General features: G+C 65.5%; 15 protein-coding genes and 3 pseudogenes. 9 read left to right on the forward strand and 9 right to left on the reverse strand.

The genetic code is table 11. The features are described 5' to 3' along the window. Position 1: 1 nt before the first annotated feature. Both EP380_RS01970 and EP380_RS01975 read right to left on the reverse strand, forming a co-directional pair. Positions 2-916, reverse strand: a complete 915-nt coding sequence (locus EP380_RS01970) for an NAD(P)/FAD-dependent oxidoreductase (RefSeq protein WP_127596022.1) — start codon at positions 914-916, stop codon at positions 2-4. Next, entirely contained in the window at positions 909-1361 is a 453-nt protein-coding gene (locus EP380_RS01975; protein WP_106571391.1) for an Rrf2 family transcriptional regulator, read from the reverse strand. Before EP380_RS01975 ends, EP380_RS01970 begins: the two co-directional genes overlap by 8 nt. Before the next feature lie 142 nt (positions 1362-1503). Between EP380_RS01975 and EP380_RS01980 the strand changes: the two genes are divergently transcribed. Further along, on the forward strand, positions 1504-1923 hold the full coding sequence (locus EP380_RS01980; protein WP_106571390.1) for an MAPEG family protein: 420 nt from the start codon (positions 1504-1506) through the stop codon (positions 1921-1923). 33 nt (positions 1924-1956) lie between these two features. Here EP380_RS01980 and EP380_RS01985 read toward each other — a convergent pair. Beyond that, positions 1957-2841: pseudogene (locus EP380_RS01985) on the reverse strand (hydrogen peroxide-inducible genes activator); the annotation flags it as partial. Between the two features lie 358 nt (positions 2842-3199). On the opposite strand from EP380_RS01985, the gene katG reads away from it, so the two are divergent. The 6 genes and pseudogenes from katG to EP380_RS23695 all read left to right on the forward strand — a co-directional run. Continuing rightward, the gene (gene katG, locus EP380_RS01990; protein ID WP_106571389.1) at positions 3200-5395 is read left to right on the forward strand and encodes a catalase/peroxidase HPI; all 2196 of its coding nucleotides are present in this window, start codon (positions 3200-3202) and stop codon (positions 5393-5395) included. A gap of 215 nt (positions 5396-5610) precedes the next feature. Beyond that, positions 5611-6897 carry an RsmB/NOP family class I SAM-dependent RNA methyltransferase gene (locus EP380_RS01995; protein WP_127596025.1) on the forward strand — a complete coding sequence of 429 codons (1287 nt, stop codon included), beginning with the start codon at positions 5611-5613 and terminating at the stop codon, positions 6895-6897. 145 nt (positions 6898-7042) lie between these two features. Then, positions 7043-7501 (forward strand): PaaI family thioesterase, encoded by a 459-nt coding sequence (locus tag EP380_RS02000; protein WP_106571441.1) that lies wholly within the window; start codon positions 7043-7045, stop codon positions 7499-7501. Positions 7502-7624: 123 nt separating this feature from the next. After that, positions 7625-9187 carry a glutamine-hydrolyzing GMP synthase gene (gene guaA / locus EP380_RS02005; RefSeq protein WP_106571387.1) on the forward strand — a complete coding sequence of 521 codons (1563 nt, stop codon included), beginning with the start codon at positions 7625-7627 and terminating at the stop codon, positions 9185-9187. A 289-nt stretch (positions 9188-9476) separates the two neighbouring features. Continuing rightward, positions 9477-9884, forward strand: a pseudogene (locus EP380_RS02010) (Arm DNA-binding domain-containing protein); the annotation flags it as partial. Then, positions 9882-10068: pseudogene (locus EP380_RS23695) on the forward strand (IS630 family transposase); the annotation flags it as partial. The pseudogenes EP380_RS02010 and EP380_RS23695, both read left to right, overlap by 3 nt. A gap of 113 nt (positions 10069-10181) precedes the next feature. Here EP380_RS23695 and EP380_RS02015 read toward each other — a convergent pair. The 4 genes from EP380_RS02015 to EP380_RS02025 all read right to left on the reverse strand — a co-directional run bounded on the left by EP380_RS02015 (position 10182) and on the right by EP380_RS02025 (position 12801). Beyond that, on the reverse strand, positions 10182-10736 hold the full coding sequence (locus EP380_RS02015; protein WP_127596028.1) for an MmyB family transcriptional regulator: 555 nt from the start codon (positions 10734-10736) through the stop codon (positions 10182-10184). Then, positions 10688-11104: a hypothetical protein gene (locus EP380_RS02020; protein ID WP_127596031.1), complete on the reverse strand. Its 417-nt coding sequence runs from the start codon at positions 11102-11104 to the stop codon at positions 10688-10690. The genes EP380_RS02015 and EP380_RS02020 overlap by 49 nt, the downstream gene beginning before the upstream one ends. A 2-nt stretch (positions 11105-11106) precedes the next feature. Beyond that, positions 11107-11259 (reverse strand): hypothetical protein, encoded by a 153-nt coding sequence (locus tag EP380_RS23460; protein WP_164749718.1) that lies wholly within the window; start codon positions 11257-11259, stop codon positions 11107-11109. Between the two features lie 66 nt (positions 11260-11325). Then, the gene (locus tag EP380_RS02025; protein WP_127596034.1) at positions 11326-12801 is read right to left on the reverse strand and encodes an MFS transporter; all 1476 of its coding nucleotides are present in this window, start codon (positions 12799-12801) and stop codon (positions 11326-11328) included. 81 nt (positions 12802-12882) lie between these two features. Here EP380_RS02025 and EP380_RS02030 point away from each other — a divergent pair, with 81 nt between their 5' ends. Continuing rightward, a complete protein-coding gene (locus EP380_RS02030) occupies positions 12883-13452 on the forward strand; it encodes a TetR/AcrR family transcriptional regulator (RefSeq protein WP_127596038.1) in 570 nt (189 codons plus the stop codon). Positions 13453-13597: 145 nt separating this feature from the next. Here the strand turns inward: EP380_RS02030 and EP380_RS02035 are convergent, their stop codons facing one another. After that, positions 13598-14404 (reverse strand): AraC family transcriptional regulator, encoded by an 807-nt coding sequence (locus tag EP380_RS02035; protein WP_127596041.1) that lies wholly within the window; start codon positions 14402-14404, stop codon positions 13598-13600. Between the two features lie 50 nt (positions 14405-14454). Between EP380_RS02035 and EP380_RS02040 the strand changes: the two genes are divergently transcribed. Next, positions 14455-14706, forward strand: a complete 252-nt coding sequence (locus EP380_RS02040) for a hypothetical protein (RefSeq protein ID WP_127596044.1) — start codon at positions 14455-14457, stop codon at positions 14704-14706. A gap of 41 nt (positions 14707-14747) precedes the next feature. Here the strand turns inward: EP380_RS02040 and EP380_RS02045 are convergent, their stop codons facing one another. Then, positions 14748-15200 (reverse strand): Lrp/AsnC family transcriptional regulator, encoded by a 453-nt coding sequence (locus tag EP380_RS02045; RefSeq protein ID WP_238719669.1) that lies wholly within the window; start codon positions 15198-15200, stop codon positions 14748-14750. Between the last annotated feature and the right edge of the window lie 68 nt (positions 15201-15268).

Consider the following 15268-nt stretch of genomic DNA (forward strand, 5'->3'; position numbering starts at 1 on the left):
CTTACGCTGCCCGGGGCTGGGTGGCGGTCTCAAAAATCAGCGAGCGGTGCGTGGCGGTGCCGGCGAAGGCGCCGTCTCCAACCGCCAGCGCCACCGAGGCGACCGGGCGCACGACGTCGCCGCAGGCGAAAACGCCGGGCACCGTGGTCTGCCGGGTGTCGTCGGTGACGATCATCGGGCCGAGGGGCGCGTCCTTCAGCGCGCAGCCCAATTGTTCGGGGATGGTGCTTGCGATGCGCGTGCGCGGCGTGACGAAAAGTCCGTCGAAGGCAAGATGTCGGCCGTCGCGCAGGATCGCGACCGGGGCGCCGGCCTCGCCGCCGATCTCCGCGACGGTGACCGGCTCGATCGCGACACCGCGCCGCTCGAGTTCCGCCATCTCCGGGGCATCGGGAACGACGGCGCCATTGGCGAGCAGCGTGGTGGTGCCCCATTCCGGCAGCATCATCGCCTGATGCAACGCCATCGGGCTGGTCGCGAGAACCCCGATGCGACCGCGTTCGAGCTCGTAGCCGTGACAATAGGGGCAGGCCATCGCGCCGACGCCCCAATGCGCGGCAAGGCCCGGAATCTCGGGCAGGATGTCGGCGACGCCGCAGGCGATCACCACCCGGCGTCCGGCAAGCCGCCTGCCGTCGGCGAGCGTGATCTCGAAGCCGTCGATCTCCCCCGATGCCGTCGTCGCATGGCCCTCGAGCCAGGTCACGGTCGGATAGGCGAGCAATTGCTGCAGCGCTTCGCGTGCGATCGCCTCGGGCGCATGGCCGTCGCGGCCGAGAAAACCGTGCGAGCTGCGAGCGAAGCGGTTGCGACGCTCGCCGGCGTCGACGATCGCGACACTGCGCCGGGCGCGTGCGAGCGGCAAGGCTGCCGACATGCCGGCATAGCTGCCACCGACGATGATGACGTCAAACATGAAAGTCTCCCTTTCCCGGATAGCGGTCGAACCGGTTGCGGAAATCGGCGAAGACGTCGGCCAGCGTGACGGAGGAAAGGCGTTCCAGAATACGCTGTTCGGCGTCGCTTAACGTATCTTCCAGCGCGGCGTTGACGGCCTGTTCGATCGAACAGCGCGGTTGGCTCGTCCGGTTGCCGAAGGCGAAGAAATCCGGTGCGCCGAGCGCGCGATGGATATCGGCAAGCGTGACCGCCTCGATCGCGCGCGCCAGCTGCCAGCCGCCGCCATGGCCCTTTTCGGAGACGACGATCCCGGCCTTGCGCAAGCCTGCCATCGTGCGGCGCACCGCGGCCGCGTTGCCGTGCATGAAGCGCGCCAGGTCCGCCGATCTGAGCGGCCGGTCGGTGTCTGCCATGTGCAGCAGCAGATGAAGCATGGCGGAAAGCCGCGTGTCGCGTTTCATGTGTCAATAAATGTTACATGATAGCGATGGTGTCAACCCAGGCAGGGCAGGACGTGCCAATTGGGTTTCTCGCGGCTGTCGCATGTCGGGTCCGGAAGTGCTATCGGCTTGGGGAGAGACCTACAGCGAAGGAGCGCCGCGCATGAACCAGACCGCCATCATCTGGCCGATGATTGCCCATGTCGTGCTGGTCTACTGTATCTATGCGCTGATCGCCCGGCGCCGCTACGCCGCCATCGAGGCGGGCTCGGCAAAACCGTCGCAGTTCCGCGAGAACGTTGTCGAGCCGCCCGAAAGCCAGTTCGTGCGCAACAATCTGGCCAACCAGTTCGAATTGCCGGTGCTGTTCCATTCCGGATGCCTGGCGCTTTATGTCACCGGCGGCGCGGGGCTGGTCGCGGTGGTTCTGGCCTGGCTGTTCGTTGCCTCACGCGTGGTCCACGCCGTTATCCATGTCACCACCAACCGTATCCGCCACCGCCAGCCGGCCTTCGCCCTCGGCTTTCTCGCGCTCGGCGCGATGTGGTTGTGGCTGGCCTTGCATCTTCTGGGGCTCGTCTGAGCCAGGTCGATCCCGCTCGGGCGCCGCCTCGACGATGCCGCGTATCAGCGTGGCCAGCGTTCGGCATTCCTCGGCCCTGGCGCTGTTCTTGCGCCGCGCCAGGCAGACGGTGCGCGCGGGCATGGGAGCGGCGAACGGTACGACCTTGAGGCCGCGGGTCTGGCCGGCCGCCGCGATCGCCATTTCGGGGATCAAGGTCACGCCGAGCCCGTGCGCGACCATCTGGACGAGTGTTGTCAGGCTGGTTGCGCCGTAGCTCGCCATCGCCACCGGCTTGACGCTGCCGCATACGGCAAGCGCCTGTTCGCGCAGGCAATGGCCTTCCTCGAGCAACATCAGTCTTTCCAGAGCCGGGCTTTCCGGCGGTACCGGCGGCGCGACGAAGTCCGGGTCGTCGGCCGGCGCGGCGAGAAAGAAGCGATCCTCGAACAGCGGTTCGGCCACCAGGCCCGGCGCCTTGATCGGCAGCGCGGCAATGAAGGCGTCGAGCCCGCCGACCGACGTTTCCGACACCAGTGTCGCCGTTACCGCCTCGCGCAATTCGAGTTGAAGGTCCGGAAAACGCCGTTGCAGCGTGGGCAGCACCCGCGGAAGCAGATAGGGCGCGACCGTCGGGATCAGGCCGAGCCGGAAACGTCCCTCCATCGGCCGGCGGCCGCTCTGCGTCGCCGCCTCGATGTCGCGGACTTCTGATAGCATCGCGGCGAAACGAGGCAGCAGCGAGCGCGCATCCTCCGTCAGCCGCACGCCGGCGCGACCGCGTTCGAAGAGCCGGCAGCCGAGCTTTTCCTCCATTTCCGCGATCTGTGCCGAAAGCGCCGGCTGCGTTACCCCGACCAGCGCCGCGGCACGGCCGAAATGCAGGGTTTCGGCGAGCGCTTCAAAATATTCCATCTGGCGCAGCGTCAAGCGTATCATAATTTGAAATTATCAAAATGAATAGAAAACGCAATTTGTATCTATGAAAGATGCGGCCTAGTTTAGAACCATTCAACGAAAGCTGCCGGCTCTTGATCCGGTGCGGTTTCGACGACACCGAGAATGTCGCGATGGGAGGCCAAATTCGTGATCGATCGTCCGCCGGGCGACATCGTGGCGCGCAGGCCTGCCGCTTGCGCAAGGCTTTGCCTGTGGGCAACGGGACCGCGGGCCTAACCCGGTGAGGACCGGTCGTGGCGTGCGGCGTGTCGGCGGAATCGGCAAGGGTATCGTTCTGCGGAGGCCGGAAGGCCTCGCTGGATGATCGGAAGAATTTTAGATCGGATCGGAGAACAAGATGGACGCCAAGACTGACAAGAACGCGGGCAAATGCCCCGTCCTGCACACCTCCGTTGGTGTCAGGTCTAACCGCGACTGGTGGCCCAACCAGTTGAACCTGAAAATTCTGCACCAGAATTCGAGCCTGTCCGACCCGATGGGCCCGGCATTCGACTATGCAGAGGAGTTCAAGAAGCTCGATCTGGCCGCGGTGAAGAAAGACCTTCACGCGCTGATGACCGACAGCCAGGATTGGTGGCCGGCCGACTATGGTCATTACGGGCCGCTCTTCATTCGCATGGCCTGGCACAGCGCCGGTACCTACCGCACCGGCGACGGGCGCGGCGGTTCCTCGTCGGGCTCGCAGCGCTTTGCCCCGCTCAACAGCTGGCCGGACAATGTGAACCTCGACAAGGCGCGCCGGCTGCTGTGGCCGATCAAGCAGAAATACGGCAACAAGATTTCCTGGGCCGACCTGCTGATCCTCACCGGCAATGTCGCGCTGGAATCGATGGGCTTCAAGACGTTCGGTTTCGCCGGCGGACGCGAGGATATCTGGGAGCCGGAGGAAGACATTTACTGGGGCGCGGAAGACGTCTGGCTCGACGACAAGCGCTATTCGGGCGAACGCGATCTGGAAAACCCGCTCGCTGCCGTGCAGATGGGACTGATCTACGTCAATCCGGAAGGACCGAACGGCGAGCCCGATCCCGTCGCCTCGGGCCGCGATATCCGCGAAACCTTCGCGCGCATGGCCATGAACGACGAGGAAACCGTCGCACTGACTGCCGGTGGCCACACGTTTGGCAAGTGCCACGGTGCCGGTGATGCGGCGCTGGTCGGCCCCGAGCCGGAAGCGGCCGGCCTGGCCGAGATGGGGCTTGGCTGGAAGAGCAGCTTCGGCTCCGGCGTGTGGGGCGACGCGATCGGCAGCGGCCTTGAAGGTGCCTGGACCCCCGATCCGATCAAATGGGACAACGGCTATTTCGACATGCTGTTCGGTTATGAGTGGGAGCTGACCAAGAGCCCCGCCGGCGCCTGGCAGTGGAAACCGAAGGACGTGGCCGACAAGGATCTCGCCCCGGCCGCTCACGATCCCTCCAAGCGCGTGCCGACCATGATGACGACCGCCGACATGGCGATGCGCATGGACCCGATCTACGAGCCGATTTCGCGGCGCTTCCATCAAAACCCGGACGAGTTTGCCGATGCCTTCGCCAGGGCCTGGTTCAAGCTGACCCATCGCGACATGGGTCCCAAATCGCGCTATCTCGGCCCGGAAGTCCCGGCCGAGGATCTGTTGTGGCAGGATCCGATCCCGCCGGTCGACCATGACCTGATCGACGCCGCGGATATCACCGTTTTGAAGGGCAAGATCCTCGCCTCCGGCCTTTCGGTGTCCGAGCTCGTTTCGACCGCCTGGGCCTCGGCCTCGACCTATCGCGGTTCCGACAAGCGCGGCGGCGCCAACGGCGCCCGTATCCGCCTGGCGCCGCAGAAGGATTGGGAGGTTAATCAGCCGGCCCAACTCGCCAAGGTGCTCGACACGCTCACCGGCATCCAGAGCGACTTCAACGCCGCGCAGAGCGGCAACAAGAAGGTCTCGCTCGCCGACCTGATCGTGCTGGGCGGCAACGCGGCGGTCGAAAAAGCGGCGAAAGCCGCAGGCCACGATGTTGAAGTCGCCTTTTCGCCGGGGCGCACTGACGCTGCACAGGAAGATACCGACGTGGAATCCTTCGATGTGCTGGAGCCGGTCGCGGACGGTTTCCGCAACTATCTCAAGGCGCGGTTCACCGTGCCGGCCGAGGAAATGCTGCTCGACCGGGCCCAACTGCTGACGCTGACCGCGCCGGAAATGACGGTGCTGGTCGGCGGCCTGCGTGTGCTGGGCGCCAATCACGGCCAGTCGAGCCATGGCGTCTTCACCGCCCGCGCCGAAACGCTGACCAACGACTTCTTCGCCAATCTGCTCGATATGGGCACGCAGTGGAAGGCGGTTTCCGAGGACGAGGACACGTTCGAGGGCCGCGACCGCAAGACGGGCGAACTGAAATGGACCGGGACCCGTGTCGATCTGGTCTTTGGGTCGAATTCCCAACTCCGTGCCCTGGCCGAGGTCTACGGCCAGGACGATGCGCAAGCTAAGTTCGTTGCCGACTTCGTGGCGGCCTGGAACAAGGTGATGAACGCAGATCGGTTCGATCTCGCCTGATCCGGCGTGCGCCGGCGTTGCCGTCCTCGCGTCGGCAGCGGTGGCGCGACCGTGAACGAACCATAAGGGCGCGGCCTCGGCCGCGCCCTTCGCGTTGCAGTGTGGCGTGTTTTTCGGCGTGCCCGTCGGCAAGCTTGGACGACCCCCCTTCACCCTGCGGGCAAGATGGTTTAGGTCGCTCGGTAATCGGGTATGCCGACATCGGGGACACCGGAATGCGTCTAGGGGGACGGCTCGCCGCCGCCATCGAAATCATCGAGGATATCCACACGCGCCATCGGCCTGCCGCCGACGCGCTCAAGGATTGGGGCCTGTCGCATCGTTTCGCCGGGTCCGGCGATCGTGGCGCGATCGGCAATATCGTCTATGACGCGTTGCGTCGGCGCCGCTCGGCGGCGTGGATGTTCCAGTCGGACGCCCCGCGCGCCCTGGCGCTGGGCGCGCTGCTGCTTGAATGGGATATGAACCTGGCCGACATTGATGCGGCGCTGGCCAAGGACGATTTTTCTCCGCCGCCCCTGACGGACGAGGAACGCCGCGCACTGGCGGAAAACCGGCTCGAGGATGCGCCCGACCCCGTGCGGGCCGACTGCCCGGACTGGTGCATCCCGTCGATCCAGGCCGCGTTCGGCGCAGACTGGGTCGAAGAGGCGGCGGCGCTTGCGTCCCGTCCACCGCTCGATCTGCGCGTCAATCCGCTGCGCGCAAGCCGCGAGCGTGTGCTGCAGGAGATCGAGCGCAGCGGCGCGGGGCCGGCGCGGATCGCCCCGTATGGCGTCCGTATCCCGCCGATCCGCGGCAGCGGCCGCCACCCTAATGTCCAGGCCGAGCCCGGCTTCCGCAAGGGCTGGTTCGAGGTTCAGGACGAGGGCTCGCAGCTGACCGCCGCGCTGGCCGGCGCCACCGCCGCCATGCAGGTGCTGGACTATTGCGCGGGCGCGGGCGGCAAGACGCTGTCGCTTTCGGCGGCGATGGAAAATGGCGGCCAGCTTTTCGCCTACGATGCCGAAAAGGCCCGGCTGGCGCCGATCTTCGAGCGCCTGCGCCGCGCCGAGTGTCGCAACGTGCAGGTGACGGCGCGGGCGGACGAGCTCGAGCCGCTTGCCGGGCGCATGGACCTGGTGGTCGTCGACGCACCCTGCAGCGGCTCGGGCACGTGGCGGCGCCGACCCGACGCGAAATGGCGCTTGACGGCACGCCAGGTCGAGGTGCGGCTTTCCGAGCAGGTCGAAATCCTGCAGCGGGCAAGCCGGTTCGTGAAGCCCGGTGGCCGTCTCGTTTACATCACATGCTCGATCTTTCCCGAGGAGAATAGCGTCCAGATACGGAATTTTCTGGACGCGAACGCGGATTTTGCAGCCGTCGATGCCGAAGCCTTGTGGCGCGACCGCTTTGCCGCGCACGCCGCGCATTGCCGCACGAGCGACCCGGGCCTGCTTCTGTCGCCGCGGCTCACCGGCACGGACGGATTCTTCTTCGCCATGGTGCAAAAGGCGGGCTGACGGGCAGACGCCGTTTGATATTGCGTTGCAGCATTTCGCCTTTGCAATGCAGCAATTGCTTTGCGACAATGGCCAGCCGGCAAAGTGTTGAACGCGGCGCGCAGCGCCGGTGCCGGGTCGGCCGAGGGCCTCGAAGGAGCAGCAGATGGCAGCGATGATCGTACCGGAAGACGGGTTCGAAGAGCGGGTGCGTGCCAGTTTCGCGCGCCAGCAGGCGATGACGACGATCGGCGCCGAACTGACCCGGGTCACGCCCGGCATGGTCGAAATCGAGATGGCCTATAGCCAGGCGCTCACCCAGCAGCACGGTTTCCTGCATGCCGGGGTGATCTCGGCGGCGCTCGATTCGGCTTGCGGCTATGCCGCCTACTCGCTGATGCCGGCCGACGCGGCGGTACTGACCATCGAGTTCAAGGTCAATCTGCTCGCGCCGGGCAAGGGCGAGCATTTCCTGTTTCGCGGCTCCGTCACCAAGCCGGGTCGCACCATCATCGTGGCCGACGGCCAGGCCTATGCGTTCGGCGACGGCGGCGAGGCCAAGCTGGTCGCCACCATGACCGGCACCATGATGACCGTGCAGGGCAGGCAAAACCTCGCCGGCTGACGGTTGCCAAGCCGAGCGATCCCGCACGCCTGTGGGCGAGCAAGTGCCGATTTCTGTGAGCGCAGGGCTGCCCTGCCGTGCCCGGCCATTGCGTGGCCGTGCGATTCCGCCTAGTTCCCTGTCATGACAGAGACCACCCATCCCGATACCGTCCTCATCATCGATTTCGGCAGCCAGGTCACCCAGCTGATCGCCCGGCGCGTGCGCGAGGCCGGCGTCTATTCCGAGATCGTTCCGTTCCAGTCCGCCGCCGAGGCCTTCGCGCGCGTTGCGCCCAAGGCGGTGATCCTGTCCGGCAGCCCGCATTCGACCGTCGACATCGGCTCGCCGCGCGCGCCCGACGCGGTGTTCGAGGCCGGCATTCCCGTTTTGGGCATCTGTTATGGCCAGCAGACCATGTGCGCCCAGCTTGGCGGCACGGTCGAGGCCGGCCACCACCGCGAGTTCGGCCGCGCTTTTCTCGACGTCAAGCAGGAATGCGCGCTGTTCAAGGGTGTTTGGGCCGCCGGAACCCGCCATCAGGTCTGGATGAGCCATGGCGACCGCGTCACCGATATTCCGCCGGGTTTTGAGGTCGTCGGCACCTCCAGCGGCGCGCCGTTCGCCGCGATCGCCGACGAGGCCCGTCGCTTCTACGCGGTCCAGTTCCATCCCGAAGTCGTCCATACGCCGGACGGCGCCAGGCTTTTGGCCAATTTCGTGCTCGACATTGCCGGCCTGAAGGGCGACTGGACCATGGCTGCCTATCGCGAGCAGGCGGTCGCCGCGATCCGTGCCCAGGTCGGCGACGGTAAGGTGATCTGCGCGCTCTCGGGCGGCGTCGATTCCTCGGTCGCCGCGCTTCTGATCCACGAAGCGGTCGGCGACCAGCTCACCTGCATTCTGGTCGACCACGGCCTGATGCGCAAGAACGAGGCGGCCGAGGTGGTCGCCATGTTTCGCGAACATTACAATCTGCCGCTGGTTCTGGTCGACGCGGCCGACCGGTTCGTCGGCGCGCTCGAGGGCGAGGCGGACCCCGAGAAGAAGCGCAAGACCATCGGCCGGCTGTTCATCGAAGTCTTCGAGGAGGAAGCCAAAAAGCTCGGCGGCGCCGACTTCCTCGCCCAGGGCACGCTCTATCCCGATGTGATCGAAAGCGTGTCCTTCACCGGCGGCCCGTCCGTCACCATCAAGTCGCATCACAATGTCGGCGGCCTGCCGGAGCGCATGAACATGCAGCTCGTCGAGCCGCTGCGCGAACTCTTCAAGGACGAGGTGCGCGTGCTCGGCAAGGAGCTCGGCCTGCCCGACCATTTCATCGGCCGCCATCCCTTTCCCGGCCCGGGGCTCGCCATCCGCTGTCCGGGCGGCATCACCCGCGACAAGCTCGACATCCTGCGCGAGGCCGACGCGATCTATCTCGACGAGATCCGCAAGGCCGGCCTCTACGACGCCATCTGGCAGGCCTTCGCCGTGCTTTTGCCGGTGCAGACGGTCGGCGTGATGGGCGACGGCCGCACCTACGAATTCGTCTGCGCGCTGCGCGCCGTCACCTCGGTCGATGGCATGACGGCGGATTTCTACCATTACGATATGGAATTCCTCGGCCGCGCCGCCACCCGCATCATCAACGAGGTCCGCGGCATCAACCGCGTCGTCTACGACGTGACCTCCAAGCCGCCCGGCACCATCGAGTGGGAATAATTCCGAAGCGCCGAAGACGATCGGCGGCTATCGGAGTGCCGTTCTCAACCCATTGATATAAATTATAAAACGCTCCATCACATTCAACCACTATCGTCCTGCAGGGAAGTGAACCAACGGGCCGGCTGATGGGCCGCGATGGGCTTGCCACATTCGCTTTTCGGGCATACCGCCATTCTCACAAGCCCAGTTGACGGTAGTTTTTCTAGCTTATCACATTGATAACGCTGAAAAAATGAGGAGGTGGTGGCACCGCACTGAGCTGACGGTATTCGCGAAAGGAACCGCCATGCTCACCGATGTTGCGCTCAAGAACCTCAAACCGAGGGCAAAGCCCTACAAAGTCAGCGACCGCGAGGGGATATATGTCCACGTCGCTCCCTCCGGCCGGATCACGTTCCGGCTCGATTACCGCCTCAACGGGCGAAGAGAGACCGTGCTTCTCGGCCGCTACGGACCTGCCGATCTCACGCTGGCCCGTGCGCGCGAGAAATGCATCGACGCCCGACGAATGGTCGGCGAGGGCCTTTCGCCCGCGCAGGAGAAGCAACGCCAGAAGCGGCGCCTGAAAGAGGCGAAGAGCTTCGGAGAGTTCGGCGAGCGCTGGTTTCAGAAGGCGCCGATGGCCGACAGCACGCGAGCGATGCGTCGTTCCATCTTCGAACGCGAGCTTCGCCCTTTCTGGCAAACGCGGCTGCCGCCGTACAGCCCCGGACTTTCGCCCGATCGAAATGGCGTTCTCGAAGATCGAGGCCTTGCTCAAGAAAGCCGCCGCCAGAACCGTCTCCTCTCTATGGGATGCCTTCCGAGATGCTATCGACGCTGTCACCCCACAAGACTGTCGGGGCTTCTTCCCCGCTGCAGGCTATGAACCGGAATGATCGGAATCTGCTCTAATGCGGGTGACGTTCGTCGGTCGATAGCGCAGTCTGCACGCTCGCCATCAATGAGACTTCTGACGGTCTGTCTGTGCTCCGAAGATAGGGCGCCACCCTCATTGCTCGAAGTACACGATCATCCTGAGATGGCGGTGCTCGTCCACCGTGAGCATCTGGTGGTCGAAGCTCAGGCGCCCGCCTTTGTGGTCGAGCACTATGGAGACGCCCCATCCGTAACGCTCCATGCCTGGTTTTTCGATCCAGCGCCGAAAGTCTGGCGAGACCTTCTTCATCTCGTCGATCAGTAGAAGCATGGCGGGATCGTCCGGCGCCGACGCGAGATCGTGGCGGAACTGAGCCAGCAGTCGGGGGGCATCCTCGCGCCAGGCCGGCAAACGGCGCCGGAACTCCGGGTCGGCAAAAACCAACCGGATGAAGTTGCGGTCGGCTTGCGCCCGGCCGGAGAAGTCGAACAGACGCTCGGCCGCCCTGTTCCAGGCGATGATGTCCCAGCGGAGATTGACGACATAAGCGGGTCGCGCCGTCAGATCGTCCAGCAATTGCCGGATCAGCGGGTCGACCGACGGCCATCTCATGCAGAGCCTTGCGGACAGATCGCCCATCACGACCACCTCGTCGACGCGGCCTGAACCCGCGCCGATGAAGGCCATGTCCGGGGCATCACCTCGGGCCAGGCCTCGGCATGGCCGGCGATCTGCTGGGTGACGAGCCCGCCAAGGCTGACGCCGCCGACACCGACGCTGCGTGCGCCTCCGGCCCGTGCCCGTTCCATGTGCAATGGCAGGGCGAGGGCCAGGACATCGATTCCGGCCTTCAGGAAGGGCGGCGCGATCAGCTTTTCGGCGGCAAAGAACGGTGCGAAGCCGCCATGAAGCATGATCACGGCGGCTTTGGACGGTTTTGCGCCGGCTCGCCATCGCATGCCGTGCACAAGGTCATTGGCCGGATCGCCCGATGGCGCGGGGCTTTCAAAGGAAAAGCGATCGCCGCCGCCGAGCCCCGGCGCGCCGTCGGTCAAGGTCAGTCGCGCCGCGCCCGGCGGCGCATGCAGCGCCCCGGCTCAAGGGCCGCGAGCGCGGCGAGATCGCCGAAAGCGGAAGCCACCGGCGCCTGCGGCCGCCGCGCGACGAGCCAGCCATTGAGACGGTCGAGACCCTGGTGAAGCGTTCTCATGGGCAGTCCCTCGATCATCCGATAGCCAAGTGTATTTGGTCTCGATGCCTTCCTGAAAGCGTAGGATCATCGCCGGGGCCGGATATGCCACACGAACACCGAGACAATGATCAGACATGCGGTCGCTGCCGCGATGACGCCGGTAAACGCCTGGTCGAAGGCCGAGCGGGCAAGGACGCTTACCTCGATGGCGTCATTCATCGGGAGGCGTGACGCCAGCATGAGCGCCTCGTCGAGGCTGTCTCGTGCCTGGGGGGCGATCTCAATCTGTCCGGGCAGGACGAGCGCGCGCGAATAGAGGACCGAAATCAGGCTGCCGAGCAAGGCAATGCCCAGCGCGCCGCCAAGCTCATAGGAGACTTCCTCGACCGAGGCCGCCATGCCTGCGCGCTCCTCCGGAGCGGAGAGCATGATAGCGTTCGACGCCGCCGTCATGGCCGCTCCGATCCCAAAGCCCATGACGGCAAGCGGCAGAATCCACATCGTCGGTTCGTGATGGCGGACAAGAAGAAACGCGGCCAGGGCAAGGGCGGTGGTCAACAGCGTCCCCGACAGAAAATGGCTCGGCGCCACATAGGGCAGAACCAGGCCCGCAACCGGGCCGGCAATGAAAGCGGCGACCGGAATAGGCAAGATGAGAAGCCCCGCCTGCAAAGGCGAATAGTCAAGCACCAGCTGCAATCTTTGGCTGAACGCGAGCTCGACACCGATAATGACAGCGGAAGCGACCATCGCGGTGGCAACGCCAGACGAAAAGCGCGGATTGGTGAACAGCGAGAAATCGATCAGCGGTGCCGCGCTCCGTCGCTGTCGCTGCACGAAGAGGAAAAGCGCTGCCGCGCCGATGAGGCCGCTGGCAACGACCGTGGCCCATAGCGGGCTCTGTCTGCTCGCCTCCTTTATTGCAAAGACGACGCCGATGAGACCCACCATTATCTGAACGGAGCCGATCAAATCCCAATGCCGCCTGGAATCGCCGGCTCGGGCGGGCAATAGCAGCGTGCCGGCCAACAGTGCGACAAGCACAATCGGAACGTTGATGAGGAAGACAGACCCCCACCAGAAGTATTCGAGCAGCAGACCGCCCAAAACGGGGCCGAGCGCGGCTCCGCCCGATGCGACAGAGGCCCAGATGCCGATGGCGAAGGCGCGCTCCTTTTCGTCCGTGAAGGTGAGCCGTATGATCGACAATGTGGCGGGCATCATCATTGCCGCCCCGACCGCGAGGGCCACGCGCCATGCTATGAGGATCCCGGCAGACGGCGCGAAGGCGGCGCCGAGGGAAGCTGCGCCATAAACCATAAGGCCGGCAATGAAGATCTTCTTGTGGCCAAGCTTGTCGCCAAGCGTGCCGAGCCCCGGCAAAAGGCCGGCGACGACGAGCGGATAGGCGTTGATGATCCAGAGTTTTTCGTTGGCGGTCGCTTCAAGCGCCAGCGTGAGCGTTGGCAACGCCGTATAAAGCACCGTCATGTCGGTTACGATCATGAGCAAGGCGCTGGAGACAATGGCCAGTATGGGCCAGCGATTGGCGTCGGCCATTTGCGGTTCCGATTTCGGTGGTGTGTTTGCACTCTCGTTCGGACGATATAAATACGATCGTACAGAAAAGGAAGCCTCAAAATGGCCGGACGCCCACGCAGCATCGATCGGGACACGGTTCTGGACGCGGCGGAGGCGCTGGTGACGCGGTCGGGCGCGGGCGCCCTGAGCTTCGATGCCGTGGCAAAGGAAGCGGGGGTGACCAAAAGCGGCGTGCAATATTGCTTCGGAACCAGGGACAACCTGATCCGATCGATGGTGGAGCGCTGGGGTCGGTCTTTCGAGCACGACGTCATGGCCCGCGCAGGCGGCGACACATCCCCACGCTCGGTGATTCGCGCGCATCTGGAAGCGACCCGCGACAGCGACGACGCGGAGTATTCGCGTTCCGCCGTCATGATGATCGCGCAGTTGCAACACCCCGATCAGGTCGCCGCCACCCGCAAATGGTACACCGACCGTCTTTCGCCGCTGGACATGGCCGATCCCGCCGACCGGGAGGCGGCATTGGCCCTTCTCGCAGGCGAAGGCGCGTTCATGCTGCGGGCGTTCGGCCTCGTCGATCTCGATGAGGCGAAATGGGATGCCCTGTTTACGCAGTTGCTGTCGAAGATCGAAGAGCACGACACCGATCAGAGCGGCGGGGCTTAGCAAAACGAGCGGCCTTTGCGCCTACGGACTGTCAAAGCTGGCGACCGTCGGGATCGGTCACTTGGTGGCCCTGGAAGGCGCGCCCCACCACAATCGCATAATGGTAGCCGCCAACAGGAACATCTGCCCGCGCTGACGCGCCGGCTCACCGGCTCTCGTGGAGCGCCTGCCAGCGTCCCGGCGTCATGCCGAAGGCCCGCAGGAAGTGCCGCGTCATGTGGCTCTGGTCGCTGAACCCGGCGGCGAGCGCCGCATCGGCCAGGCTTTCGCCCGCAAGAATCCGGCGTTTCGCCACATCGAGCCGCCGCATCAGACCGTAACGCATCGGGCTGACGCCGTAGTACCGGCGGAACTGGCGCGCGATCGCAAAGCGGCTGAGACCGTAGGCGGTCTCGAGCGCCGACATCGAGACGGCGGCGCCGGGCGTGTCGTCGAGCTCCGCCTTGATGCGGTGCAGCGTCTCCTCGGCGATCGGCGCCCGGCGCCGCGGCCGGCCCGCGAGGCGCTCCAGAGCGTCCGCCAGATCGGCGAGCGCGCTGACGAGGGCGATGTCCGATGGTGCATCGGCCCGCGCCTCGATCAGGACGCCGATCGCCTCGATCAGCCCGGCATCGGTCAGGACGGGGTTGGCGACGAAGGGCAGCGGGCCCAGCCCGTTGGCCTCCGCGACAAGCCGGGGCGCGATGTGGATCGCGCGATAGCCGTAGCCATCGTCCGTTCCGGGCCGTCCGTCATGCCGCTCGTCGGGATGGAGGATGAAGGCCTGGCCGGCCAATGCGTGGCGCTCCTCGCCCCGGTAGCGGAAGCGTTGCACGCCGTGCGCCGTCGTCCCGATGACATAGCTGTCATGGCGGTGGGGGCGGTAGCCGGTTCTCAGGCCCGCCGTCTCGACGACCTCCAGCCCGGCCGCGACGGGGCGGGAGCGGATCAGGCCGGCGCCGGGACGGGTCATGGCGCACGATCGTTCAAGACAGGGGGAAGCGCGGCGGCGATCATGGCCCGATGATGGAGGATTTGCCGCATCTTGCAAACGCGCTCGGCCTGCTCTGGCTCGCCGCTTTCCCGCTGATGGGCAGCCCGGGCCCGGCGACGCTCAGCCTCGCCGGGATCGGCACGGCTTTCGGCTTTCGGCCGGGCCTGCCCTATCTCGCCGGCATCGTCGCCGGCACGACCGGGGTGCTCTTGATGATCGCAACGGGCGTCACCGCGCTGATGCTGCTCGCCTCGGTCGGGCTGGCGCTGGTCGCCGCATGAGAATGTCCACGCAACGAACCGCCGAGCCTCTCGCCTGGCCGTCATCGGGTCGGCCCGTTCGGCAGGGGCGGAAGGCGGCGTTTCACCGGCGAGGACTGGATGACCGAGGTGTTCGTCATCGCGTGAGGAATGATCCGGTCGATGATCCGCTCCATCTCGGCGACGGAGGCCAGATGCGCGCGGGCGAGAAAGCAGTCCTCGCCCGTCACCCGGTCGCATTCGGTGATTTCTGGGATGTCCCGGATGATCTCGACGACCTTTTCCAGCTGGCCCGGTACGGGGCGGATGCGCAGCCAGACCGAGATCGGCAGGCCGACGGCCTCCGGCGCGATCTCGGCCGTATAGCCGCCGATCACGCCGGCCTCTTCGAGGCGCCGGACCCGCTCGGCGACGCTCGGGGCGGACAGCCCAACAGCGCGCGCCAGCTCGGCGGTGGTGGTGCGGGCGTTTTCGACAAGCAGGGTCAGGATCTTCCGGTCGACCGCGTCGAGCATGCCGTTTTGGTATCCAAGGCGTTTCACAGGACTGGCCTTCGATTGCTGCGATCAAGGCCCAGGATAAC

Source organism: Nitratireductor alexandrii (assembly GCF_004000215.1).
Lineage (GTDB): Bacteria > Pseudomonadota > Alphaproteobacteria > Rhizobiales > Rhizobiaceae > Mangrovimarina > Mangrovimarina alexandrii.